Origin of the sequence: Rothia sp. HMSC071B01 (assembly GCF_001808945.1) — a bacterium.
Taxonomy (GTDB): Bacteria; Actinomycetota; Actinomycetes; order Actinomycetales; family Micrococcaceae; genus Rothia.
Genome location: NZ_KV795081.1, coordinates 115,278 through 140,791 on the forward strand (window position 1 = coordinate 115,278; position 25,514 = coordinate 140,791).

Genomic DNA, 25,514 nt, shown 5'->3' on the forward strand with positions numbered 1-25,514 from the left:
GTCACTACGGACGACACCGCCCCTCCACGCGACGTGCCAAACCTAGCCGAAGCGGGGTAGCTATACCCTCCGGAAGCGACATCAGGGTACCCTCTCGGGTGCTCTCCGCAGCGAAGCAAGGAGAGGGCGGAGCGCCCGAGAGGGTGGGTTCCCCTGCAGGAGCGGAGGAAGGGTATAGCGTACCCACCCGCCCTGTAGGAACGAGGACGATAACCGCCTTTCCAAGCGGAACCATGCGGGACAAGAGAGCACAAAAGAGGCGCCGCCTCCCACCTCGGGAGACAGCGCCTCTTTCGTTAGAGCCGGGTCAGCAGAAAAGCTTAGCCTTCCACGCCGCACTCAGCCAGAATCAGCTCACGCACGCGGGCGGCATCAGCCTGACCGCGGGTAGCCTTCATGACCTGACCGACGATAGCGCCAGCAGCCTGAACCTTACCGGCACGGATCTTGTCTGCAACGTCGGGCATTGCTGCCAGTGCTTCCTGAACGGCTGCGGTGAGCGCGCCGTCGTCGGAGACTACGGCGAGGCCGCGTGCCTCAACGATTTCGGCGGGGGTGCCTTCACCGGCGAGGACGAACTCGAGCACCTGACGGGCGATCTTGTCGTTGATCTTACCTTCGGAGATGAGCGCTTCGAGGGCAACCACGGTTGCGGGCTCCACGCCGAGGGCGGTGAGCTCAACTTCAGCCTGCTTTGCGCGGCGGGCGATTTCGCCCATCCACCACTTGCGGGCTGCTGCTGCGGTTGCGCCTGCGGCGACGGTCTCTTCGATAACGTCGAGTGCGCCAGCGTTGACGACGTCGCGGAACTCTTCGTCGGAGTAGCCCCACTCGCCCTTGAGGCGGCGGCGGCGTTCTGCCGGGGGTTCGGGCAGTTCGGCGCGCAGACGCTCAATCCATTCGCTGTTGGTGACGACCGGTACGAGGTCCGGTTCGGGGAAGTAACGGTAGTCGTCAGCGTCGGACTTGGGGCGGCCCGAGGAGGTTTCGCGGGTGTCTTCGTGCCAGTGGCGGGTCTCCTGGGTGACCTTTTCGCCGCGTTCGAGGATTGCTGCGTGGCGGCGAATCTCGTAGCGGACGGCGCGCTCAACCGAACGCAGGGAGTTCACGTTCTTGGTTTCGGAGCGGGTGCCGAACTTCTCTGCGCCCTTGGGCATGAGGGAGACGTTGGCGTCACATCGGACGTTACCGCGTTCCATGCGGGCGTCGGAGATGCCGAGGGAGCGTACGATGTCGCGGATTGCGGCAACGTAGGCGCGTGCCAGTTCGGGTGCGCGCTCGCCGGCACCGACGATGGGTCGGGTGACGATCTCGATCAGGGGCACGCCTGCGCGGTTGTAGTCGACCAGGGAGGAGGTTGCACCCTGGATTCGGCCGTCTGCGCCGCCGACGTGGGTGAGCTTGCCTGCGTCTTCTTCCATGTGGGCGCGCTCAATTTCGACGGTAAAGATGGTGCCGTCTTCGAGCTCAACGTCCAGGGAGCCGTTTTCCGCGATGGGGCCGCCAGCCTGGGAGGTCTGGAAGTTCTTCGGGGAGTCCGGGTAGAAGTAGTTCTTGCGGGCGAAGTAGGACTTGTCTGCAATCTCGCAGCCCAGTGCCAGGCCGAGCTTGATGGCGGACTCAACAGCGGTCTTGTTCACCATGGGCAGCGCGCCGGGCAGGCCGAGCGATACGGGGGTGACGTTGGTGTTGGGTTCGTCGCCGAACTCGTTGGGTGCGGAGTCGAACATCTTGGTCTTGGTGTTGAGTTCGACGTGCACCTCGAAGCCGAGGACCGGGTCGTACTTTTCGATGGCTTCTTCGAAGCTGAGGACTTCTTCACTCATTACTTGGTTCCCCCAAAGTCAAAGTCGCGGATCAGAGTTTCGGTGTCGGGCAGGCTCTTGTAGAGCGGTGCGCCCCATTTTGCGGTGAGCAGTTCTTCCAGCGCTGCGCCGACGCGGTAGAGGCGTGCGTCTTCGCGTGCGGGTGCGGTGAACTGGATGCCGACGGGCAGGTTGTTCTCTTCGGAGAGGCCGCCGGGCAGGGAGAGCGCCGGGACGCCTGCCAGGTTGACGGGCACGGTTGCGACGTCGCCCAGGTACATTGCCATGGGGTCGCCTTCGGTTTTCTCGCCGAGCTTGAACGCGGTGGAGGGCGCGGTCGGGGAGATGAGCACGTCGCACTTTTCGAATGCTGCCGCGTAGTCGCGCTGGATGAGGGTGCGTACGCGCAGTGCGGCGCCGTAGTAGGCGTCGAAGTTACCTGCGGACAGTGCGTAGGTGCCGAGGATGATGCGGCGCTTGACCTCGTGGCCGAAACCTGCGGAGCGGGTTGCGGACATGACGCGTTCGATGGTGACGGGGCCGTCTTCGGGTACGACGCGCAGGCCGTAGCGGACGCCGTCGTAGCGTGCCAGGTTGGAGGACACCTCGGAGGACATGATCATGTAGTAGGCGCTGATGGCTTCGGTGACGGAGGGCAGGGAGACCTCGATGATCTCTGCGCCTGCGGCACGCAGCTCTTCGACGGATTCGCGGAAGCGTGCGAGGACGCCTGCTTCGAAGCCTTCGCCGTCGCCGCCGCCGAGTTCCTTGATGACGCCGATGCGCAGGCCGGACAGGTCGCCCTTGCGTGCTGCTTCTGCGCCTGCCTTGGCTTCTTCAACGAAGTTGCCGGGCTCATCGGGCAGGGAGGTTGCGTCGAGCGGGTCGTGGCCTGCGATTGCTTCGTGGAGCAGCGCGGTGTCCAGGACGGTGCGTGCGACGGGGCCTACCTGGTCGAGGGAGGATGCCATGGCGATGACGCCGTAACGGGAGACGGAGCCGTAGGTGGGCTTGACGCCGACGCTACCGGTCAGTGCTGCGGGCTGGCGGATGGAGCCGCCGGTGTCGGTGCCGAGTGCCAGGGGTGCCTGGAAGGCGGTGACGGCTGCTGCGGAGCCGCCGCCGGAGCCGCCGGGTGCGCGGTCGAGTGCCCAGGGGTTGCGGACTACGCCGAATGCGGAGTGCTCGTTGGAGGAGCCCATTGCGAATTCGTCGAGGTTGGTCTTGCCGAGGATGGGCATGCGTGCTTCGCGGACCTTGCGGGTGACGGTGCCGTCGTAGGGGCTCATCCAGCCTTCGAGCATGCGCGATGCTGCGGTGGTGGGCTGGCCCTTGGTGACGATGAGGTCCTTGACGGCGATGGGTACGCCTGCGAGCGGGGGCAGTTCCTTGCCTGCTGCGCGGTCTGCATCCACTGCTGCTGCGGTGGCGAGTGCTTCTTCGGCGTTGATGTGCAGGAAGGCGTTGAGGCCGTTCTTGCCGTCTGCTCGATTGTCGCTCAGGGGTGCGCCGTCGGTGGCTGCGATGCGGTCCAGGTGTGCCTGGGTGAGCTCGACGGAGGTGATTTCGCCGGATGCGAGCTTTTCTGCTGCTTCTGCGGCGGTGAGCTGGATCAGTTCGTTCACTTGGTTGTTCTCCTCTTAGTCTTCGTCGAGGATTGCCGGCACGCGGAACTTGCCGTCCTGTGCGTCGGGGGCGCCGGAGAGCGCCTCTTCCTGGGTGAGGGTGGTGACGGGCACGTCTTCACGGAAGACGTTCTCGAGGGGGATGGGGTGGCTGGTCGCGGGGATGTCGGCAGTTGCTTTCTGCGACATGGTCTCAACGGATGCGACGATGACGTCCAGCTCAGACGCCATCGCGGTGAGTTCTTCATCGGTCATCTCAATGAGTGCCAGCGATGCCAGGTGCTTTACCTGTTCAAAGGTGATGGCAGACATGGTTCTCCCGTAGTTTGTTTTCTTGTCTCTTCTCTAGTGTAGTGGAGGTTGCGTTTTCCGTCTCATTGGGGGTTGGAGGGTTTACCTGCTGGTTTGCGTGGTCAGGCGGTGTTCTCCTCCCCTATTTTCGGGTTAAATGCTCAACGCCCCGCTCCTCGTGTGAGGTGCGGGGCGTTGAGCTACAACGTGTCCACGTTACGCTTGGGGGTTAATCCTTAGGCGGGGATGGTCAGAACCTGGCCGGGGAAGATCAGGTCAACGTTGTAGATGATGTCGGTGTTCGCAGCTGCGATTGCCTGGTAGCCGCCTGCAACGCCGAGCTTTGCAGCGATCAGCGAGAGGGAGTCACCGGGAACCACGGTGTAGGTGCCTGCTGCAGCCTTGGGAGCTGCGACGGGTGCTGCTGCTACGGGAGCCTCAGCTGCCGGTGCTGCTGCGGGAGCTGCGGGAGCCTCAACTGCGGGTGCAGCGGGTGCTACCGGTGCAGCGGGAGCTGCTGCGGGTGCCTCAACTGCTGCGGGTGCAGCCTGAGCTGCAGGAGCTGCGGGTGCAGCCTGTGCCGCGGGAGCGGTGTAGGTCTGCTGGGTCTGCGACTGTGCAGCCACGGTGGTGGTGGGCTCGGTGTAGGTGGGAGCTGCGCCGGTCTTGCCGTAGAGGCCAAGCTTAGCGGAGCATGCGGGCCATGCGCCCCATCCCTGGATAGCGAGCAGACGCTCGCCAGCCTCGATCTGCTGTGCACGGGTAGCGGTCGCGGGGGAGCCGGACATGCCGACGCCGTTCCAGGACTGCTGGGTGAACTGCAGACCGCCGTAGAAGCCGTTACCGGTGTTGATGGACCAGTTGCCACCGGACTCGCACTGTGCCAGTGCGTCCCAGGTAGCACCGTCTACTGCGTTTGCAGCGGGCATCGACATGGTAGCTGCTACAGCGCCACCGATGGCGAGAGCTGCTGCGGTACGACGAATGGAAGTGTTCTTCATAATGCTCCTTGGGGCCGTCCCCGCTCGTTCCGTCCCCGGAACTCTAGCGCGCCGCCGCTCACCCTTTGATAACGAAGTAGGTTACTCATATTCTGGCTCTACCATGTGAGCGGCTCTCCACCGATTTCATGTCACCGTGAGCGATTCTGCACTTATGTGCGGAATCCGGGTGGCACTTCCTCGGTGGGGACGTGCGGTAGAACCGGGCATCGTTTCAAGCATTCCAAGCTTGAAACCACACAGGCGATTCCCTTGCGAGAATCTGTCTGGTCTCAAAGATAGCCGAGGTTTTTTATGATTCCAACCTGATTTCAAGTTCACAGTGAACGTCCCGGGTTCTCCCAGGGTTCTTTCAGGTTAAAAGTGCAGGAAACATTAATCAAGACCTAGAACCCCGCGTATCTTAAGGGTTTCACCCCGGAATTTCGGGGTTTTCTAGGGACTTAACCCCGAGTGCACTCCCCCACTGAGCTTTCCGAATCGGGGTGAATGAGCACCACCTTTAAGGGTTTTGAACGGCGTGTAAATATTTTTTAAATATTTCTTCGCTTTGGGAGTGTTTTAAGGCGCTTCCACCTTAAAAGCTGTGGTAATTACAAATACCAAAAATTGGCATTCAGGCTCTGGAGCACGCACTCCAGAGCCTGAATGCTCTATATATTGCAGGGGTCAGATTCAGATGACCCCGCTACCGGGTCTACTCGGCGGTAGCCTCAACAGCCTCCGGACCACCCTCGAGCAGGGCGGTGAAGCCCTCTTCATCCAGAACCTTCAGACCCAGTTGCTGAGCCTTATCCAGCTTCGAGCCGGCGTTCGCGCCAGCAACCACAAAGTGGGTCCTCTTAGACACCGAACCGGATGCCTTACCGCCGCGAGAAATAATGGCTTCCTTCGCACCGTCACGGGTGTAACCGTTCAGCGTGCCGGTCACAACCACGGTCAAGCCCTCCAGGGTGCGTTCCACGGACTCGTCACGAGTATCTTCCATGCGCACACCGGCGGCAGCCCAGGAATCCACCACCTCGGCGTGCCAGTCCTCGGCAAACCACTCAATAATCGAGTCGGCAATCGTGGTGCCCACACCGTCCACAGCGGCAAGGCGTTCACGGTCAGCCTCGCGGATCGCCTGCATCGAACCGAACTCCGCGGCGAGCGCGCGGGCAGCGGTCGGGCCCACGTGGCGAATCGAGAGGGCAACCAGCACGCGCCACAGCGGCTGCTGCTTTGCCTTCTCCAGCTCGGCGAAGAGGTTCAGCGTATTCTTCGTGGGCTTCGGCTCGGGGCGTGCCTTGGTCGGCTTGGTGTAGAAGTAGGGCACACGCTCCATCTTTCCGGTGCCCACACCCTTGACCTTCTTCTCACGCTCGATGGTGACCTCGCGCAGGTCCTCAATGTTGAGGCTAAACAGGTGCGCCTCGGTGGTTAGCGGAGGGGTGTCCGGGGTTGCCGGGCTGGTGAGTGCCTTTGCTGCTTCGAAGCCGAGCGCCTCAATATCGAAGGCGCCGCGGCTTGCGGCATAGTACACGCGCTCGGTCAGCTGTGCCGGGCAGGAGCGAGGGTTAGTGCAACGCAGGTCCACGTCGCCTTCCTTGCCGGGGGCAAGGGGCGAGCCGCAGGAGGGGCATTCGCTGGGCATGACGAACTCGCGTTCGGTGCCGTCACGTAGGGCAACCACGGGGGCGACAATCTCGGGGATCACGTCGCCTGCCTTGCGCAGCACCACGGTGTCACCGATGAGCACGCCCTTAGCCTTGACCACGTCCTGGTTGTGCAGAGTGGCGCGTTCGACGGTCGAGCCGGAGACGAACACGGGCTCCATAACACCGTAGGGGGTCACGCGGCCGGTGCGTCCCACATCCACGCGGATGTCCAGCAGCTTGGTGTGCACCTCTTCGGGCGGGTACTTATACGCCACCGCCCAGCGCGGCACGCGGGAGGTGTAGCCCAGCTGAGCCTGGGTCGCGAAGTCGTTGACCTTAATGACGATGCCGTCGATTTCGTGCACCAGGGAGTGGCGCTGCTCGCCGTACTTGTTAATGAAGTCGAACACCACCTCGGTGTTATCGGCGATTTCGCTGTAGGGGCTCACGGGCAGACCCCAGGAGGCGAGCAGATCGTAGGTCTCGTACTGAGTGGCAATATCCAGGCCGGTGCGCGAACCGATGCCGTGCACGTACATGCTCAGCGGGCGCGAGGCGGTAATCGCCGCGTCCTTCTGGCGCAGCGAGCCTGCCGCGGCGTTACGCGGGTTCGCGAAGGGGTTCTTGCCGGCGGCGATCATGGACTCGTTGAGCTTCTCAAAATCAGCGGAAGAGATGAACACTTCGCCGCGGATTTCAATCTCTTCGGGGTGGTTCTCGCCGGTCAGTTGCTGCGGGATGCTCGCAATGGTGCGCACATTGTGGGTGACGTCTTCGCCGGTGGTGCCGTCGCCGCGGGTTGCCGCGCGTACGAGGGTGCCGTTGCGGTAGAGCAGGTTCACCGCCAGGCCGTCGATCTTCAGCTCGGTCAGCCACTGCGGTGCGCTACCGGTGAGGTTCCGGGTGTTCTCTTCGGTCTTGGTCAACCAGGTGCGTAGCTCCTCGAAGGAGAAGACATCCTCGAGGGAGTACATGCGCTGCAGGTGGGTGACGGGCGCGAAAGCTTCGATGGCTTCACCGCCGACTTCCTGAGTGGGCGAGTCGTTGGCGATGATGAGCGGGTGCTCCGCCTCGATGATTTCGAGGCGGCGGTAGAGCGCATCGTACTCGGCGTCAGAGAGGAAGGGCGCGTCCTCGTTGTAGTAGGCGCGGCGGGCGGCACGAATCTTATCGGTCAGTTCCGCGTACTCGGCGCGCAGGGCCTCGGTAATCTCCACGGAGTTTTCTGCGGGGCTCTCTGCTCGAGTCTCGGCGGGGGCAGTCTGCTGGGTGGTGTTGTTCTCAGTCACCCGTCCAGTCTAGCGTTTTTGATCCGCCTCTCCCCTATCGCTCGTCATATTGGCAGGTTCCGCGAGCGCGAACGATGACGCAAACGATGAGGCAAGAGTGCCGTAGCCACTTACCGGATTGCGCTTCCTTAGTTTCTGTGTGCGGATACAGTTCACCCCCGCCTCCTGCAGGCACTCGCGCGAGTACCTGTAGAGGGCGGGGGTGAATCACAAGGTATGAAGTTTAGGCTTCGACAGCGTCGGCAACAATCACGGTAATGTTGTCGCGGCCGCCGGAACGCAGCGCCTCGTGCTGGAGCACGTCAGCGGCGTCCTGCGGGTGGCGGATCGAGGTGAGTACACGCGCCATGTATTCGTGCGAAAGCTCACCGGAAAGACCATCGGAGCAGAGCATCAGGCGGTCACCGGCGCGGGCGGGCAGAACCCAGAAGTCCGGTTCCCAGTAGTTGCCGGTACCCAGCGCGCGGGTAATCACGTTGCGGCGCGGGTGGGTCAGCGCCTCCAGGGCGGTAATCTGACCCTCGTCAACCAGGTACTGCACCTCGGAGTGGTCAGTGGTGACCTGCTCCAGCGAAGCGGCCCCTTCAGCGCCGGGCAGCTTCTCCATGGCGGAGTGGTGAATACCCTCGTCCTCACGCAGCAGGCGGTAGGTTCGGGAGTCACCCACGTTGAAAATAACCCACAGGTTACGGTCACCAATGCTGGTCAGCCAGGCGCCGGTGACGGTCGTGCCGCCGGCGCGGGAGAGCGCCTGCTTAATTTCTTCGTTGGTTTCGCCAAGGATATCGTGCAGGCGGTTCAGGGTGCCCACGATTTCATTGTTAAGCAGGGTGTTTGCGCGGCGACGGCGCTTGGCGGGGTCGGATTCGTCAATGGCGGCGAGGCGTTCAGCGTAGGCCTGCTGCTCCTCTTCGCTACGGCCACCGGGCATGGTGAAGAAGGGCGAGTAGGCGAGCTGACGCACGCACAGGCGCGATGCTACTTCGCCTGCTTCGTGGCCTCCCATGCCGTCCGCGACCACGCAAAGTGAACCGGCGACGACCATCGAATCTTCGTTATTTTCTCGATGTGCGCCGCGGTGCGTTGCACCACCGGTACGTAGTTTCAGTTCAGTCATGAGAGGTCTATCTCCATTGTGTAGTTCGCGCGACGAGTCACCGCCACGGGGTCTACGTTACCAAAGCTTCTAACGTTTCGCGTCCCTTGAGAGGTGAGAGTATAGCGATTTCCCACCTGTCGGAGCGTGTTTGCTGTCTCATTATCGGTCAGCACGGTACCCGGTTCAGCGAGGGAGACCAGGCGCGCAGCCAGGTTCACGCTGGAGCCGTACACGTCGCCGCGGTTAGCCAGAACCTCGCCCCAAATGAAGGCGACGCGGGCTTCCGGTAGCTGCGGGTCGGCGCCGATCTTTTCGGAGAGCTGCAGGCTAATTTCTGCGATAGTGTCCGGGGTTTCGGTGAGGAAGAAGACTTCGTCACCGAGGGTCTTGATAATGCGACCGCCCAGGGGTGCGATGACGTCCAGGCAGCTCTGCTCAAAGTGGTTGATGAGCTGAGAAAGAGCCGCGGCGTCCAGGTTACGCACCAGGGAGGTATAGGAAACCAGGTCAACGAACCCTACGCCTCGCACCAGGGGCAGGCGGGAAAGTCCGGAGGTGGTCACGTTGTTTTCGCGCAATCCCAGGCGCAGGATTCCGGCGTACATCTGGCGACGGTATGCGTAGAGCGCCAGGCGCTCGAGAACCTCGAGGTAACGCGGGAAGTCTTTGAGGAGCTTGCGGCGGGCATCATTATCGCTGAGGTTTTCGGTGACCATGATGTTGTGCACGAGCGCCTCAATCTGCCAGGCGACGGTACGGTCGGTCAGTTGACCTTCAGCGCGCACGAGGGATGCCACATATTCCATGCGAATGTCGCCGTCTGCGTCCAACTTCTGCAGGTCGGCGAGCATCTGCACGTCTGTTTCAGTGAAGTAGGGCGAGTGGTTGGCAATTGTCGGGAAGCCTATATTGTGCCAGATACGCTGGGCGGTTTCGAGGGGAAGTCCGGCGCATTCTGCGGCTTCTACGGGGGTGTAGCGGCGCCCCTGTCCCAGGAGCGACTTTTCGAGGGCTCGGATTCCCGCCTTGGATTCCTCGTCGCGGTAGATATTGTTCTGGGCGAGGTTCTGCAGAATTTTGAGGTTCAGCATTTGGGTTTCGGGGCCCATGGTGGCGCCGGTACCCTGCGGAGAGTGCGCAGGTTCATGGTGGTCTGCCGTGCTCATTGCCGCTGCCGCTCCTTTCATATCTGCCGGATCATCTGTTCTGTCGTGCGGATGCGCTGGCGTGTGCCGTGCGTCGATTGTGCACTGCTTCACTGTATAGCGCCTTGTTAATATACCCCCCACTGCGGTGTTTTGGGCGTCAAAGCGCCCGCACCCAAAGATATTTTAGTGGAGTAATTCACATTTAAGAATACTCTAATCCGCATTTTTTCGGCAGATTTAGGCGCCGGGTTAGGCTCCGAGCCAACCGGTCCACCCTCCTTATAGTGGGCGGACGCACCCCAGAGAGGGCTAGATATAGCGGGAACGCAGGGCGTAGTAGTCGCGTCGAGCGGATTTAATTTCTTTTTCAAAACGCTTGGGTTCAGGCACATAGGTCAGACGGTGATGCGCTCCGCGGCAGACCACATACACGGACCCATAGCCCAACCAGGCACCCGGGCCACGCTGTTTTGCCCAGCGCTCGCCCATGGAATCCAGGTAGAGGGATTCGTCTCCGCTACGGGTCATCACACCGCGGCGCACTACGAGCCGATGGGTGGTCAGCAGGTAGTAGGTGGTAACCCACCGCCAGGCAGTACGCACAGCACCAAGCAGGGCACCCACCGCACACATCGTGCCGAGAGTCCACAGAATCGGTGAGGACCGTGCCGTGGAGGCAAAGGTTGAGGCGGCGATAGCAACCAGCAGGTAGGCGAGCGCGGGCAGCAGAGCACCGTAGTGCTGTCGGGTGGCGATGATGACATGCTCACCGGGGTTGAGTTTTCCGCGCAGGCGCATGGTGTTCCTTAGCTGTGCTGGTGGGTGTGTACCGGATTAGAGGCGCCGGTTTGAGGTGGTGCGGGCGTATTCAGTGTTGCTGTGCCGGGCAAAATTTTATGGGCAGAAACTTTATAGGTTGGTTCTAGTGTGCCTGCTGAAAATCTCCGTAGCTACCGTTGGCGGGGCGAAGATGCTCAATATCGCCCACCGCGTAGGGCTCTATGGTTCCGTCCTCGCGGCGAATGAGGATGCGCCCCTGCGCATCGAGGTCTTCGGCAATGCCATCTACGGTGCTTCCGTCGGGCAGGCTCATGCGCACGCTGGCTCCGAGGGTTGCGGTGGAGGCGCGTGCCTGGTCGAGCAGGCTGATGCTCTGTGGGTTGAGGGGGTCGGGGTTGAGGGGGTCGGGGCGTTCGGGGTCACCACCGGCGCGCACGAAGGCGCGGTAGCGGCGGGCGAAGATGCCGAGCAGTCGGGCGAGCACCTCGGAGGAGTCGATGACCTGCCCGGTGCACAGGCTCAGGCTGGTGGCAGTGGGTACGGGCAGCTGTTCGGCGGACATGTTCGTGTTCTGGCCGATGCCCACAATGATGCTGCGCTGCCCCTCGGTGGAGCCGCTTTCGGGAACGAGCTGGGCGAGAATTCCGCACCCCTTAGCGCCCTGCGCGATGACGTCGTTGGGCCATTTGAGGGCGGCATCCACGCCGTAGCTGCGCCAAATATCGACCACGCTGAGCCCGGCGATGAGGGTCATCCAGTGGTAGCTGCCTTCGGGGAGTTCTCGGGCGAGCGGGTCTGCGGAGGCGTGCGGGCGCACCACGATACTCGCGGCGAGGCAGGCTCCGGGAGGGGCAGTCCAGGCTCGGGCGAGGCGGCCGCGTCCGGCGCTTTGGTAGAGGCTGGCGTAGACGGAGAGCTCACCGAGCTGTTCGCGTTCGGGGTCCGTGCCGTCCATAAGTAGCTCGCGGGCGCGGGTGGTGGTGGAGTCGACTTCATCGTAGAGGTTTACGCTGGAGTAGCCCGCGTCCAGCGCCACGGTGCGGATGCGCGGCGCATCCAAAACCGAATGATCACTCTCGTTATGCATGTTTTCAGCCATAGCCTGCACCTTTCTGTCCTACCTCAATCAGTCCTGCAATTCGCAGACCCGCTATCAACCTGCCGCCGTAATCTGCCGGTTTCTACCGAGTCGCACTGATTTCTCACCATACCAATTTCTTGCCGCCGGTGATGCCCACCGGCACCCGAGACGGTACATTAGACAGTGAGGGTGCATCAAGCACCGACCGGCTGCGGAGGTTCCTCCGCCCTGCTCGAAAGAAGACCGCTATGGCTTATTACGCAATTACTTACGTTTACGCAGCTCCCGAGGAGCAGGCGAAGTACCGTCCGGCTCACCGCGAGTACCTTGGTTCGCAGATTGAGGCGGGCAACCTGATTGTTTCCGGTCCCCTGCTGGATGGCGAGACCCCCGCCGGCGCTCTGCTGATTGCAAAGGTTGACTCCGCTGAGGCTGCCGAGAAGATTGTGGCTAACGACCCGATGAACATTGGTGGCGCGGTTCTGTCTCACACCGTCACCGAGTGGAACCCGGTCCTGGGCACCATCTAAGCGTCATTTCACGTTGAAAGCTTGAACGTAGACCCCCTTCCGCAGGCAAGGATTGCCGAGGCGGAAGGGGGGTTTTCTGTGCTCTTTTGAGCGGTTCTTTCGCGCTTTTCGTTCACTGTATGCACCTTCTTGGGTGCTGGGTGCATAAAAGTGTATCTAGTGTTGATATTCTGGCTTCTCACCTGGCATATGTGCCCTAGTTCGCACTATAGTTGAGGGATATGCACATTGTTCAAGAGTGCTCTTCGGGGCCTTCTGAACAACCATCACCGCAACCACTGGCTCCCGACAATCGGGTGGAGCAGGAACGAGGAATAATGTCCGAGAACCTCCAGCAGGATTTTGACTTGAGCACCACCGCCGGTAAGCTCGCTGATTTTTATGCACGTCGAGAGCGCAGCTTCGCGCCCAGCGGTGAGGCAGCTATTGAGAAGCAGCACGCACGCGGCAAGAACACCGCCCGCGAGCGCATCGACATGCTTCTGGACGAGGGTTCTTTCGTAGAGTTTGACGCCCTCGCCCGCCACCGCACCACCGCATTCGGCATGGAGGCGAAGAAGCCTCTGGGTGACGGTTTGGTCTCCGGTTACGGCACCGTGGACGGTCGCCTGGTTGCCGTGTATTCGCAGGACTTCACCGTTTACGGTGGTTCTCTCTCGCAGGTGAACGGCGAGAAGATTGTGAAGGTGCAGAAGTTCGCTCTGAAGAACGGCTGCCCGGTTATCGGCATTAACGATGGTGGTGGCGCCCGTATTCAGGAGGGCGTGGCTTCCCTGGCGATGTTTGCCGATATTTTCCGCATGAACGTGCGCGCCTCCGGTGTGGTTCCGCAGATTTCTGTCATTATGGGCCCCTGCGCTGGCGGTGCCGCTTACTCCCCCGCTCTGACTGACTACATCATCATGGTGGATAAGACCTCGCACATGTTCATTACCGGCCCGGACGTCATTAAGACCGTGACCGGTGAGGATGTGGACATGGAGACCCTCGGTGGTGCGCGTCAGCACAACTCGGTGACCGGTACCAGCACCTACCTGGCTGAGGACGAGGAAGACGCTTTCGACTTTGTGCGTGAGCTCCTCGAGTTCCTGCCCTCGAATAACCTTGCAGAGTCCCTGCCCCTGGAGCATGACCAGGAGCCCGTGGTAACCGTAGACGATTTGGATTTGGATACTCTCATCCCGGATTCGGCAAACCAGCCTTATGACATGCGCGCGGTCATTGAGTCCGTGGTCGATGACGGCCACTTCCTGGAGATGCAGGCGCTGTACGCTCCGAACGTGATGATTGGTTACGCCCGCGTTGAGGGCCGCACGGTCGGCATTGTGGCGAACCAGCCGATGCAGTTCGCCGGCTGCCTGGACATTTCTGCATCCGAGAAGGCTGCCCGCTTCGTGCGCCATTGCGATGCGTTCAACATTCCGATTCTGACTTTTGTGGATGTTCCCGGCTTCCTACCCGGCACCGATCAGGAGTTCAACGGCATTATTCGCCGCGGCGCTAAGCTGCTCTACGCTTACGCGGAGGCGACCGTTCCGCTGGTTACCGTCATTACCCGTAAGGCGTACGGCGGCGCGTACATTGTGATGGGCTCGAAGAAGCTGGGTGCCGATATTAACCTGGCGTGGCCCACCGCTCAGATTGGCGTGATGGGCGCTCAGGGTGCGGTGAATATTCTGTACCGTCGTGAGCTGGCTGCTCTGGCGGCTGAGGGTGGCGATGTTGAGGCTCGCCGCGCTGAGCTGATCACCAAGTATGAGGAAGAGTTGCTGAACCCGTACCAGGCTGCTGAGCTGGGTTACATTGACGAGGTTATTGCCCCGAGCGAGACTCGCGTGCGCATTATTTCATCGCTGCGTGCCCTGCACGATAAGCGTGCGTCTACCCCGGCAAAGAAGCACGGCAACATCCCGCTGTAGGCTTCCGTTGTGCCCGCACCGTCTGTGGCGCGGGCCTTCGCACGATTTAGGTTTTCTAAGGAGGCGTGCCTTTGGCAGGCTACAACCCGCTGAGTTATTTCTCATTCGGTAAAAAGAAGGATAGTTCGGAGGCTGCTGAGAGCCCCGAGCAGCTTGAGCGTAGCTCCGCACATTCTTCTGCGCACGCAGATACCGCATCCAGCGCCCCGCCGAAGGATTCTGCTCAGCCTTCGGTAGATGCTGACGCTGAGCAGGAGCCTCTACTGAAGGTGGTTAAGGGCTCCCCCACTCCGGAGGAGATTGCCGCCCTCACCGCTGTGGTTGCGATGATGCAGACGAGCGCCGCAAAGCAGGAGCAGAACTTGCTGGTGGGTGCCGCTTCGCGCATCCTGAACCGCGGTCAGCGCCTGGGTGTTTCGTTGCGTCCCGGCCCCGGTTCGTGGAGGCGCGCTCGCCCCATGTAATGATGTAATGCGGGCTGCTAACTATGCTTCTTATATTCCCGTCACGCCAGCTGGTGTGACGGGAATATATTGTTTTGCCCCAAATTTAAGATTTATATTGCGCTATTGAACATCTAATGCGCTGATTCTTGCGGTTTTGTCATATTAGAAACGATAAAGCGATGATGATACGCCCTGATGCTACGATGTATATACCGTCACATAAGTATTAATAATTGGCAGGGACCATGGCAAAGATGCTGAATAAAAACCATAGGCCCCCACCGGATGTCTATATCACGCTTCTGTTGCCGACGCTACGGCGCTTGTCGAAGACTGTGCCCCGCACCGCCGCCTATGTTAGCGAGCAGTTGCGGCAGCAGACTAAGGCATTGGGGTCGAAGAAGAACCTACCGGCTCTTGAATCCACCGATTTTGCGGTGGCTGTGCGTACCACCTTGAAAATCTTGGTGGCACTTCGTTATGCCCAGCTTATGCCTCGTTTGACCCCGTGGGAGAAGAGGAAGTACCTGCTCACTCCCCTGGGCGCCGAGCTGACCTGCACCCCGCATCTGCACGGTTCGGTGCCGCCGCGTGTGGTGAAGCAGGTGCAGGCGTTGTGCTCTCAGAGTTTGACGGCAAAAAGCGTGAAGAAGCTGAAGAAGCAGGCGAACGCGCTACTGGAGAATGCGCAGGAGGAGCATCGCCTCATTTTTGGCACTCCTGATACCGGCGTCCTTCATGCTCTGCCGCATTTCTCAGGCGCTGATCATGCTGATGCCGCCACCGCTGCTTATGAGGCAACCGGCGCGGCGCATCTTGCGCATGCTTTGAATTCTGCGGAGGCTGCGGGGTCCTGGCCCGCCGGTCAGTCACCTCTGGATATTATTTTGCGTGCCAGCGATTCGCCGGTGATTCACGCTCAGGCTGAGTTCGCGGAGCATTTTACGCAGGATTTGATTCAGCATATTCACGCGGTGACGCCAGAATATTTTGAGCAGATTGTTGCCGATATTTTTACGGCTCTTGGTTTTAACACCGAGGTAACCGGCGGTGCTGATGATAAGGGTGTTGACGTTATTGCCCGCTATTCTGATGGCCTGGATTTCGCGCCGATTTATATTCAGGTGAAGCATTATTGCGGAACTATGAAGGTCACCCCCAACGAGATTCAGAAGCTTGCCGGTGCAGTGCTTCTGCACGGCGGCCTGCAGGGTGTTTTGGTGACCTGCGGTGCTTTTGCGCATCCGGTTCCCGAGTATTTGCAGGGTTTGCCCGGCGCTCGCAATATTGCGCTGGTTGATCGACACCAGTTGGTGGAGCTGATGATTCGTCACCGTGTGGGTGTTCTTGATGGTGAGGGCGAGTGCGGTTACCGCATTGACGAGGAGTATTTTGCCCGCGGCTTGGAGTAGCCGGGGTGTTTCTGGGGCGAGTTATTTCTCTCCGAATATCTCTGGCCTTCATGCATTTCCCACGTCATTTCACTTAATGTATTTTCACTTTTCCTTGAGGATATTTTTCACATATCGGCTGGTTTTAGAAATCTAGGTTATTTCTCGAACCAGCCGATACAATAATGAAGGTAATGCGTTATATATTCTTCGCATTATTTCACGAAGTGAATATACCCGTGACGGTCTAGACACTTCACCCCAATTTATAGCGTTCTTTTCTGAAGTGTTCGTCGTTGAAGACGGTGCGTAAGCGGGACGGGTTGAGAAAAAACTACCTACCCTGCTTCTCTTCGCTTCTCTTCACTGCGGGATTTCAAAGTGCCGGCCCAAAAATAAAGATGGTGCCGCTCACTTTCGTGATTATTTTCCCGTTCGCATGACTGCACTTTATGAAGAACGCCTGCACGATAAATAACACTAGATAAGGAGCCCGGCGTGGCTTTTGTGAATAAAACAATGCTCCATATCGATCATTCCGAATTGCACTCTTTGCAGCAGGAAACCTCGTGGGAGGCTCTACCCGAGGAAGCACGCACTCTCAGCGTTGCGGCGGCTTTCTCTCTGCTCCGCCATTTTGAGCGCGCGCAGGATCGTGGCGAGAAGGTTTTCTTCCCCGATATGTACACCCCGGTTGGCGTGGACCTGGGTTTCAACATGACTCAGCGTTTCATTGCGGTCGGTGACAATGTCCTCTTCCGTGAGGCACTCAATAAGCTGATTGCGGCGCTGGTCAATGCTGATTATCTTGAGGTGTCCCTCAGCCAGTTGCATCCGGGCAACCTGCACTACACCCTCAGCGAGGCTGGCCGTGAGCTTTTGGGTACCCCGAAGGAACAGCAGGCGCAGGCTCTTCTGCCGGTTCTGCCTCTGCAGAGCGGCGTGTACCTGCACTATCTGAAGCAGTTCTACCCGGTTCTGCTCTCGCACATTACGGTGCGTGAGCTTCTGCCCATTGTCCTGAGCGTTACCCCGTCCTACCCTGCGGCGGCGCCCGTGAAGATTCGCGAGCTGGTGCTGCGTGAGTGCGGTTTCGTGCAGGGTTGGTACGGTCTGTCGTATCTGGAGCAGCGCATCGTGGAGCCGGTGATTGCTCAGGCGTTGAGCCTGCTGACCCGTGAGGGCTACCTGCGCACCAAGACCATTCACGAGCACACGGATTCGCCGCTGACGCTGTACTCGCTGTCGCCTTCGGCGAAGGATCTGGTGGCACGCCACGAGGAGACTGGCGTGCCCGCAAGCGAGCTGAGCTCCGTGCTGGCGCTGGTTAAGGATGAGGGCACCTCGATTACCGCTGAGGATATTGCCGCAACCGATGCTCTGCTGACCCATATGGGCGTTCTTCTGCTCGATACTCTCAACGACCACGGCGCCGATGTGGAGCTGAGCCTTCCGAGCCTGGAGCAGGTCTTTGACCGCGACGAGCGCATCCAGCAGGCGACCTCGAACCCCTATTTTGTGCAGATTGACGCGCAGGATTACCTCTACGATGTGCTGATCGCCCACCACTACCTGTCCGAGCGTGAGACCGTCTACTCGCTGGGTCCTGCGTTTGCACCGGCTTTGGCGCAGATGGTTGAGCCGAGCGTTCAGAAGCTGGTGGCTTCGGCTCTGCTGGATCCTGCAGCGGTGGATGCTCTGCCGTACCCGCATCAGTTGCTGTACCCGATTCTGAAGCTTGTGGAGGAGAGCCCGCGCATCTCCTACTATGACATTTACGATGAGCTGAAGCTCACCCTGGACATCCCGTATCTGCAGGGTGAGGTCGCTCCGCACCGTTACAAGCTGACCCCGCGTCTGCGTAACCGCTATTCGGTAGCGATGCACGTGCTGAAGGGCGAGCGCTACCTGAACGCTCTGCGTGAGGGTACCGGTCGTACTTCCCGTAAGAACCCGGAGCGTTATGAGCTGAGCGAGGCAGGCAAGGAACTGCTGAAGCGCTTCCCGGAGGGTGCTCCGGAGGCTGTGACTGCCCGTATGGCGCCGCTGCCGCCGCAGTCACTCAAGCACAAGCTGCCTCAGGATATTGCCGCTGAACTGCAGGCTCGTGAGGAGGCTCTTCAGGCGGCAAAGGAGGCGCGTGCTGCGGAGCGTCAGGCTCGCCTGGCGGCTCGTGAGGGTGCTTCGCGTGAGCCGTTGGCTCCGGTGCCGGGTGCTTCTCCGGCATTGTTGGCGCGTCCGGCTGGTTCGCCGGTGGCGGCCTCCGCGCAGGCGCCGGTTGAGGTTCCGGTTGCACCGGTCGCTGCTGCACCGGTCGTTGCTGCCCCCGCCCGGTCGGTTATTTCCGCTCCGGTTGTTTCGGCAGCTGACCCTTCGACCGCTCTGCAGGTGGCTGCCACTCAGGTGCGTGAGGCTCTGAAGCGTTACCGTCAGGTCTTCCGCCGCGAGGCTCTGGCTCCGGCGTTGGCTCAGGTGTCTGAGGAGCGTTTCCGTAGCATTGGTTTCGATCTGTTCCTGATGCGCGGCTACACGGTAGAGGCTCTGGAAGCTCAGGGCGTGGACGGCGTGGCAATCCCCGCCACCGGCGAAAAAGAACGTGCATTCTACGTGCGTACCCTGCGCCCGGCAGCTGGCGGTGTTCTGTCCGCAAGCGTTCAGCCGCAGGATATTACCGCGTTCTTCCTGGCGATTCACGCCCGCGGTGGTCAGCTCGGCACCTTCATCACGAACGCACCGTTCAGCGATGAGGCGTACGACGAGTTCATCCGCTGCTCGACCAAGTACCCGAACATTCTGGTGGATTTGGTGTCCGGCGATGAGCTGCAGGACCGCCTCATTGCCCACCGCCTCGGCGTGGTTGAGGGCACGAACGGCCTGCTGGAACTCAACGGTGAATACTTCGCCAGCTAGCAGCTTGTAGCCCATCTTGAAGGCGCCCCGGTCTTCCTTCTCCTGCAGGTTCAGGAGGGAGAAAGCCGGGGCGTTTTCGCACCTGAGCCCCGGTGAGTTGTCCACAGGTAAGCCGTTTTCCTCGCGTTCGATACCGCTCAGCCCGTAATATTGCCGGTTTACGCGACCTAAATCACCGAAATTCGTGGTTGGAGGCACACCCCTGCGTTAGGATATGAACATGAGCACTTACCAGGAACTTCCCAGCATCTACCGATTGAAGCGCTCGCTGACCGACGTCGATCAGATTGCTAACGAATACTTTGAAAAGGTCCTCGACCTGAACCCCGTCCATGCAACCGAGCTTGGTCGTAAGGGCGTAGAGACCCTGTACCCCGATTACTCGCCCGCCGGCGAGAAGGCTTTTGCGCGCCTTGCGAAGAAGACTTTGAAGAAGGTCGATAACGTCCTGCCTATTGATGACGTTGACCTGGTCACCCTGGATGCTCTGCAGGAGCGTCTGAGCCTGTACCGCAAGCAGTACAAGGCTGGTTTTGGCGGCTGGCAGCTGAACAATATTGCGTCCGTCCCGCAGGAGGTGCGCTCGGTCTTTGACCTGATGAAGCGCAACACCCAGCAGGACTGGGAGCACATTATTGGTCGTATGCACCGCGTCACCGAGGCACTGGAGGGATACATCCAGACTCTTGAGGCGGCTCGTGAAGAGGGTAAGGTTGCCCCGCGCCGCCAGGTGGATATTGTCATTGAGCAGACCGCCGCGTACTACGCTCCCGGTGGTTTCTTTGATGATTTGGCGGCTGAGGTCGCCGAGGCTGTCCCCGCTCTGAAGGATGAGGCTGCCGCCGGTGCCGAGGCTGCGAAGGAAGGCTACCGCCGCCTCAACAGCTACCTGGTGGAGAAGCTGCAGCCGGTCGCTCCCTCCCGCGACGCTGTGGGCCGTAAGGCGTACAGCCTGCACTCCCGTTCGTTCCTGGGTACCACCATTGACCTGGACGAAACCTACGCTTGGGGCGTGAAGGAACTGGAGAGCATTATCGCTCGTCAGCGTGAGGTTGCCGAGGAGATTGAGCCGGGCGCAAGCATTGAGCGTGCGAAGCAGCTGCTCGATGAAGATCCGGCACGTCAGCTGCACGGCACCGATGAGCTGAAGGCGTGGATGCAGAAGCTCGCCGACGCCGCGGTGGAGAACCTGGCGGGTAGCCACTTTGAAATTGGCGGCCCCATGCGCCGCATTGAGTGTTGCATTGCGCCCACGAACGAGGGTGGTATTTACTACACCGGCCCCTCCCCCGATTTCTCGCGTCCGGGCCGCATGTGGTGGTCGGTTCCCGAGGGTGAGGACACGTTCACTACCTGGCGTGAAACCTCCACCGTGTACCACGAGGGCGTTCCGGGTCACCACCTGCAGATTGCGATTGCTACGGCTCTGCAGGGCACCATGAACTCTTGGCGCACGAACATGCTGTGGGTGTCCGGTCACGGTGAGGGCTGGGCGCTGTACGCCGAGCGCCTCATGGAGGAGCTGGGCTACCTGAAGGATCCGGGTGACCGCATGGGCATGCTGAATGCTCAGCGTATGCGCGCCGCCCGCGTGGTCTTCGATATTGGTGTTCACTGCGAGATGCCGATTCCGGACGAGTGGGCTGAGCGGCTGGGCGTTGAGCCGGGCACCATCTGGACTTCTGAGCTGGGTTACGAGTTCTTGAAGCTGAACCTGGACGAGTCCGAGGGCCACCTGCGTTTCGAGTTCCTGCGTTACCTGGGTTGGCCGGGTCAGGCGCCGAGCTACAAGATTGGCGAGCGCCTCTGGCTGGAGCTGCGCGATCAGGCTGTGCGCCGCGGCGATGACATGCGTGCATTCCACACGCGTGCGCTTCTGCTCGGTTCGGTGGGTCTGGACACTCTGCGCCGCGCTCTGACCGATGAGATGATGCTCCCTCTGGACACTGAGGATGACGACGATGAGGACGATGACGAGTAGCCTCTAGTCTGCTCGCTCCTCGTTGAGTGAATCTCTGGAGTCTCTGAACTGGATCCCCTGAACTAGAGTCTTGAGATTAGGAGCTCTATAGACGAAGCCCCCGCTTCAGCTTTGCGGCTGATGCGGGGGCTTCGCTGTATTTTCGTGTCTTCTGCAGGATATGTCTTCTGGGGGCTATGTCTTCTGAAGGCTATCCGAAGTTTGCGGTGCCGGGGTCGGTGGTGCCGAATCCCATGCCGGTGGAGTCGTTCAGATCCACCAGGTGCGGGGCAAAGCGGCACCAGTAGTCGGTGAGCGCGCCATTCGATTCGCGGATGCCCACGCCTACGGTGCGTCCGTCGACCACCCACACGCCGAGGATGGGGTGGCTGACCGGGTTGATAATGCCTTCGTAGCGCGGTGCCGGAATGTACTCCTGGTAGATGAATTCGCTTTCGGGGGCGTTGGCGAAGAAGTCGTCGTCTTCGGGCTTGATGAAGACGTCGTAGTCGGGGGCGTAGATTTCTACGCCGTCGCCTTCGCGTCCGAAGATGGGTTTGCGAACCCAGTTGCGCATGCCGCCGCGGTGGCCCGCGTAGGTGGGTACGAGGTTCGGGTGGCCGGGGTACTTATCCCAGAGCGCGGCAAGCAGCAGCTTATTGGAGAGGAACATCTTCCACGCCGGCTCAATCCAGCGCTGCATGGAGTCATGGTAGGCGAAGAGGAGCTTGTCGTAGCCTGCTTCGCTGTCGGTGACCAGGTCTTCCCAGGGGTAGAGCTTGAAGAGGTTGGTGATGGCGCGTCCGTAGGCGTCTTCCCAGCTCTTGGTGTCCTCGTTGAAGATGACTTCGTCGATGGGAATCATGTGGGTTTTGATGCCCGCCTGCTGCGCCGAGTAGGCGATGAGCCAGAGGTTGTTGTAGTCCTCGTTGTTCTCGTCAATCTCGGGGCTCACGTGCGCCAGGTGCAGTACGGGCTGCACGCCAGCGGCAATTTCGGCTGCGAAGATGTGGCGCCAACGGTTGGTGAAGGCTTCGCCGATTTCACCCCAGTGGGCGTAGCCGCGGGTATCGAGGCGCTGGTCTTTCGCCCAGGTTTTCTGGCTGACTGCCGCCTCCACGATGCCAGTGGGGGTGTCTGCGTTGTATTCGAGCAGCTTCATGGGGTCGCCAGGCACGCCCGAGTAGGTGAAGTCGAAGCGTCCGTAGAAGTCGGCGTCGCGGCGGTTCCAGGATTCTACGGCGAGGTTGAACGCCGCCTGGGGCAGACCGAGGGTGCCGAACGCGCCGGAGGCAATGTACTCGACGGTTTCCAGGCACATGCGGTGCATTTCTTCCGCCTGGGCGCGCACAGAGTCCATTTCTTGCGGGCTGAAAATGTAGGCGGCGTATTCGTTCCAATAGTGGTCGGTGTCGTGGGGGCCGTCCACGCTGTAGGTGAGGCCTTCCTCAATGATGACGTTCTCCCAGTCGGGTCGGCCGACGGGAAATTCTTCACGGCGCATGAGGGGCTAGGCTCCTTCGAAGTAGTGATTGGAAAATAGTGAGGAAAATGCGGGCGGGACCGTTCAGTCCCTGCCCGCATTTAGTGTGATGGCTTATGGCTTAGCCGCCGGAGCGGCCGCCACCGGACTTGGAGCCGCCACCGAAACCGCCCTTGCTACCGGACTTCGAGGAAGAACCAGACTTGGACGAAGAACCCGACTTAGACGAGGAACCGGACTTCGAGGACGAACCCGACTTGGAGGTGTTCGACTTGCTGTAGGAGCCGGTGCTGCCGCTATTGCTGGTGCCCTGCTTACCGCTGGAGACCGAGCCGGTGGTCTTATTACGCACCGTGGAGGTCTTACCGGAGTTGTTGGTGCTGGTTACCTTGCCGGAGGAGACGGTGGAGGACTTCTTCGCGGTGCGGTAGGAGTCCTCGAAGCCGCCGCCCTTGGAGGACACGCCGCTGTAGACGGTGCCGTTGCTGGGGCGGGTGGTGCTGCCTCCGGAAAGCTTAGAGCCCACGGGGGGAATGTAGTGGGATCCGGAAGAATTAGCGGCACTCTGGCGACCTAGGTAGTACCAGAGGAACGCATTCGAATTATTGTGAGTGGTGGTCGAACCAGAAGTGCCCGAAGACCCAGAAGATCCGGAGGAACTAGAGGAACCCGACGAGTTCGAGGAGCCCGAGGAATCGCTGCTGGATGAGTCGGTCGGCTCCTGAACGCCTGCCTTCTCACATTCGCTATCTTCCACGCGCAGGCCGGTCTTCGCATCCTGGCAGACGCGGGCGTACTCTTCGCCCTGCGACAGGAACGCGTTCTCTTCCTGGTGCATGGAGTTGTAGGCGAAGATGCCACCGCCAACCAGCAGCACGCCAGCGCCCGCTACGGCAATCATCTTGGCGATGCCGGGGCGGGTCGCGCCCAGGTTCAGGGTCTGCTGGGCAGAGGTCTGTGCGGCGCGGGTAGCAAAGTTGGCGACTGCTTCCATGCGGTTGCCGGGCTTCTTCGGGCCGTTGGGGGTGGTGGTTCCGCCGGGGTATTGGGGAGCAGAACTCATGCATCTCTCCTTGAAAGGTGGTGCGTGGCGTATTGCTCAACGCGTATATGAAGCTGAGTGGGTACAGCATCATCCGGCGACTTTCGCCGGACTATCGGTGTGATTCCAGCATATCAAGCTCTAGCTTTCGGCTTATTAGCTGACGGCAAAATCTCAGCAAGCTTCCCCGCATGTTGCGCAGTTGTTTCCTTTCTGTTTGCTTTTGCGATGATTCCCCCTTAAATATCTGCCTCTACCTACCTCAACAAACTGCCGTTACGCTCGCTTGCAGGCGGGCCTACCGGATGGTCACGATTCGTCACATCTGCCCCGCCCTGCGCCTGGTTGAAACACTTCTTCACACAAACTCGCGCGCGAGTGCACAAAAGTTTTAGAGTATGCCACATGTCTACACCGCATGCATCATCTCGTTCACGTCTGCCCAAGTGGGCTACTTCTTTCGGCAACCAAATCATTGCCTCCCTCATTCTGGGTATTGTTCTCGGCGCGCTCGCCCTCGCATTGGGTGGGGACGCGAAGAGCAACCCCAACTGGCTCATGGTGACCTTAGATACCATCGGCTCCTCGTACGTTACCCTGCTGAAGGCGGCCGTTGTTCCGCTGATTTTCACCGCCGTGGTCGCTTCCATCTCGAACCTGTCGCAGGTGACTAATGCGGCGCGTCTGGCGGTTAACACGCTCATCTGGTTTGCGATTACCGCGTTCTTCGCGGTGCTTATTGGTATTGCGATGGGCCTCATTGTTCAGCCGGGCGTGGGCGCGCAGGTGCAGGGCAAGGCGTACACCGGCTCGACCGGTTCGTGGACCGCGTTCCTGACCGGTCTGATTCCGGTGAACTTCTTGGGTCTGGGTGTCAGCGCTAAGTCCGGCGATTCCGGCATTACCGCCTCGGCATCCTTCAACGTGCTGCAGATCCTGGTCATTTCCGGCGCAGTCGGCATTGCCGCGCTGAAGGTCGGTGAGGCAGCCAAGCCGTTCATTGACGTGGTCAAGAGCGCTCTGGCGATTATTCAGAAGATTCTGTGGTGGATTATTCGCCTGGCACCGCTGGGTACCGTGGGTCTGATTGCTAAGGCAGTGTTCGCGTACGGTTGGGCGTCGATGGGTTCGCTGGTCGCGTTCGTCATCGCCCTCTACATTGGCCTGCTGCTGGTCTTCCTCGTGGTCTACCCGATTATTGTTCGCGCGAACGGTCTGTCGGTCCGCCAGTACTTCTCGGGTGTGTGGCCGGCGCTCCAGCTGGGCTTCGTGTCCCGCTCCTCAATGGGTTCGATGCCGATGACCCAGACCGTTGCCGAACGTAACCTGGGCGTTCCCCGCGCCTACGCATCCTTCGCCGTTCCGCTGGGTGCGACCACCAAGATGGACGGTTGCGCCTCGGTTTACCCGGCTCTTGCCGCGATCTTCGTGGCTCAGTTCTACGGTATTCAGCTGGACTTCACCCAGTACCTGCTGATTGTGATGGTGTCCGTGCTCGGTTCGGCAGCGACCGCCGGTACGACCGGCGCTATCGTGATGCTGACCCTGACCCTTTCCACTCTGGGTCTGCCGCTGGACGGTGTGGGTCTGCTCCTGGCGATTGACCCGATCGTTGACATGGGTCGTACCGCCCTGAACGTTGCCGGTCAAGCTCTGGTTCCCGCGATTGTGGCTCGCCGCGAGGGCATCCTGGATGAGGAGCTCTACAACGCTCCCCGCTCGGAGGGCGGCTTCGTGGCTCAGGAATTCTACGATGAGCGCATCGCCGGTGAGGCGCAGCGACTTCACGAGGTGGAGGACAACACCGTCGCGGCACGCCGCTAACCTGGCGACTCTTGAAGCTACACGGCGCTAGGCTGTACTGCCTAGCGCCGTGTAGCTTTCTCGCTCTCGTGCCCCAACATGGATGACATACTTTTGCCAAACGTCATAAAAACGTCACGATTGATTCTTCTTTTCTTTAATTCTTGAGAAGAGTTATGATTTTGAACGGCGTGTTCCATCTCCTACGTGGTTGAGGGGGATGGGACACGCTCTTTCTCTATATCCCCTGCTTTTCCGCTCCCTCCCACCG

General features: G+C 60.4%; 18 protein-coding genes. 7 read left to right on the forward strand and 11 right to left on the reverse strand.

Annotated elements, in window-relative coordinates; genetic code table 11:
- Positions 1-320: 320 nt before the first annotated feature.
- From gatB to HMPREF2527_RS08695, 9 genes are all read right to left on the reverse strand, one after another.
- Complete coding sequence (gene gatB / locus HMPREF2527_RS08655; protein ID WP_049341656.1) at positions 321-1,826, reverse strand: Asp-tRNA(Asn)/Glu-tRNA(Gln) amidotransferase subunit GatB; 1,506 nt, start codon at positions 1,824-1,826, stop codon at positions 321-323.
- Positions 1,826-3,430: an Asp-tRNA(Asn)/Glu-tRNA(Gln) amidotransferase subunit GatA gene (gene gatA, locus HMPREF2527_RS08660; RefSeq protein WP_049338850.1), complete on the reverse strand. Its 1,605-nt coding sequence runs from the start codon at positions 3,428-3,430 to the stop codon at positions 1,826-1,828. The genes gatB and gatA overlap by 1 nt, the downstream gene beginning before the upstream one ends.
- Positions 3,431-3,445: 15 nt before the next feature.
- The gene (gatC, locus tag HMPREF2527_RS08665) at positions 3,446-3,742 is read right to left on the reverse strand and encodes an Asp-tRNA(Asn)/Glu-tRNA(Gln) amidotransferase subunit GatC (RefSeq protein WP_005507016.1); all 297 of its coding nucleotides are present in this window, start codon (positions 3,740-3,742) and stop codon (positions 3,446-3,448) included.
- A gap of 215 nt (positions 3,743-3,957) precedes the next feature.
- Complete coding sequence (locus HMPREF2527_RS08670) at positions 3,958-4,722, reverse strand: transglycosylase family protein (protein ID WP_070507785.1); 765 nt, start codon at positions 4,720-4,722, stop codon at positions 3,958-3,960.
- A 697-nt stretch (positions 4,723-5,419) separates the two neighbouring features.
- Positions 5,420-7,651, reverse strand: a complete 2,232-nt coding sequence (gene ligA / locus HMPREF2527_RS08675; protein ID WP_070507788.1) for an NAD-dependent DNA ligase LigA — start codon at positions 7,649-7,651, stop codon at positions 5,420-5,422.
- A 223-nt stretch (positions 7,652-7,874) separates the two neighbouring features.
- The gene (locus tag HMPREF2527_RS08680; RefSeq protein WP_012903977.1) at positions 7,875-8,768 is read right to left on the reverse strand and encodes a PP2C family protein-serine/threonine phosphatase; all 894 of its coding nucleotides are present in this window, start codon (positions 8,766-8,768) and stop codon (positions 7,875-7,877) included.
- Complete coding sequence (locus HMPREF2527_RS08685) at positions 8,765-9,916, reverse strand: adenylate/guanylate cyclase domain-containing protein (RefSeq protein ID WP_049345199.1); 1,152 nt, start codon at positions 9,914-9,916, stop codon at positions 8,765-8,767. Before HMPREF2527_RS08685 ends, HMPREF2527_RS08680 begins: the two co-directional genes overlap by 4 nt.
- 291 nt (positions 9,917-10,207) lie before the next feature.
- Positions 10,208-10,696, reverse strand: a complete 489-nt coding sequence (locus tag HMPREF2527_RS08690; protein WP_070507790.1) for a glucose ABC transporter permease — start codon at positions 10,694-10,696, stop codon at positions 10,208-10,210.
- A gap of 124 nt (positions 10,697-10,820) precedes the next feature.
- On the reverse strand, positions 10,821-11,777 hold the full coding sequence (locus HMPREF2527_RS08695; protein ID WP_070507793.1) for a biotin--[acetyl-CoA-carboxylase] ligase: 957 nt from the start codon (positions 11,775-11,777) through the stop codon (positions 10,821-10,823).
- 230 nt (positions 11,778-12,007) lie between these two features.
- Here HMPREF2527_RS08695 and HMPREF2527_RS08700 point away from each other — a divergent pair, with 230 nt between their 5' ends.
- The 6 genes from HMPREF2527_RS08700 (at position 12,008) to HMPREF2527_RS08725 (ending at position 20,936) form a co-directional block, all read left to right on the forward strand.
- The gene (locus HMPREF2527_RS08700) at positions 12,008-12,289 is read left to right on the forward strand and encodes a YciI family protein (protein ID WP_005508857.1); all 282 of its coding nucleotides are present in this window, start codon (positions 12,008-12,010) and stop codon (positions 12,287-12,289) included.
- Between the two features lie 317 nt (positions 12,290-12,606).
- Positions 12,607-14,208 carry an acyl-CoA carboxylase subunit beta gene (locus HMPREF2527_RS08705; protein ID WP_070507795.1) on the forward strand — a complete coding sequence of 534 codons (1,602 nt, stop codon included), beginning with the start codon at positions 12,607-12,609 and terminating at the stop codon, positions 14,206-14,208.
- A gap of 65 nt (positions 14,209-14,273) precedes the next feature.
- On the forward strand, positions 14,274-14,672 hold the full coding sequence (locus HMPREF2527_RS08710; protein WP_246824798.1) for an acyl-CoA carboxylase subunit epsilon: 399 nt from the start codon (positions 14,274-14,276) through the stop codon (positions 14,670-14,672).
- A 305-nt stretch (positions 14,673-14,977) separates the two neighbouring features.
- Positions 14,978-16,066, forward strand: a complete 1,089-nt coding sequence (locus tag HMPREF2527_RS08715; RefSeq protein WP_070507799.1) for a restriction endonuclease — start codon at positions 14,978-14,980, stop codon at positions 16,064-16,066.
- Between the two features lie 477 nt (positions 16,067-16,543).
- Positions 16,544-18,955: a restriction endonuclease gene (locus HMPREF2527_RS08720; protein WP_070507801.1), complete on the forward strand. Its 2,412-nt coding sequence runs from the start codon at positions 16,544-16,546 to the stop codon at positions 18,953-18,955.
- A 220-nt stretch (positions 18,956-19,175) separates the two neighbouring features.
- The gene (locus tag HMPREF2527_RS08725) at positions 19,176-20,936 is read left to right on the forward strand and encodes a DUF885 domain-containing protein (RefSeq protein ID WP_070507803.1); all 1,761 of its coding nucleotides are present in this window, start codon (positions 19,176-19,178) and stop codon (positions 20,934-20,936) included.
- A 190-nt stretch (positions 20,937-21,126) separates the two neighbouring features.
- Here the strand turns inward: HMPREF2527_RS08725 and HMPREF2527_RS08730 are convergent, their stop codons facing one another.
- Together HMPREF2527_RS08730 and HMPREF2527_RS08735 are read right to left on the reverse strand one after the other, a co-directional pair.
- Positions 21,127-22,419 (reverse strand): glutathionylspermidine synthase family protein, encoded by a 1,293-nt coding sequence (locus HMPREF2527_RS08730; protein ID WP_070507805.1) that lies wholly within the window; start codon positions 22,417-22,419, stop codon positions 21,127-21,129.
- Between the two features lie 100 nt (positions 22,420-22,519).
- Positions 22,520-23,461: a hypothetical protein gene (locus tag HMPREF2527_RS08735; protein WP_070507807.1), complete on the reverse strand. Its 942-nt coding sequence runs from the start codon at positions 23,459-23,461 to the stop codon at positions 22,520-22,522.
- Between the two features lie 384 nt (positions 23,462-23,845).
- On the opposite strand from HMPREF2527_RS08735, the gene HMPREF2527_RS08740 reads away from it, so the two are divergent.
- Positions 23,846-25,264, forward strand: a complete 1,419-nt coding sequence (locus tag HMPREF2527_RS08740) for a dicarboxylate/amino acid:cation symporter (protein WP_049341627.1) — start codon at positions 23,846-23,848, stop codon at positions 25,262-25,264.
- Positions 25,265-25,514: the final 250 nt, after the last annotated feature.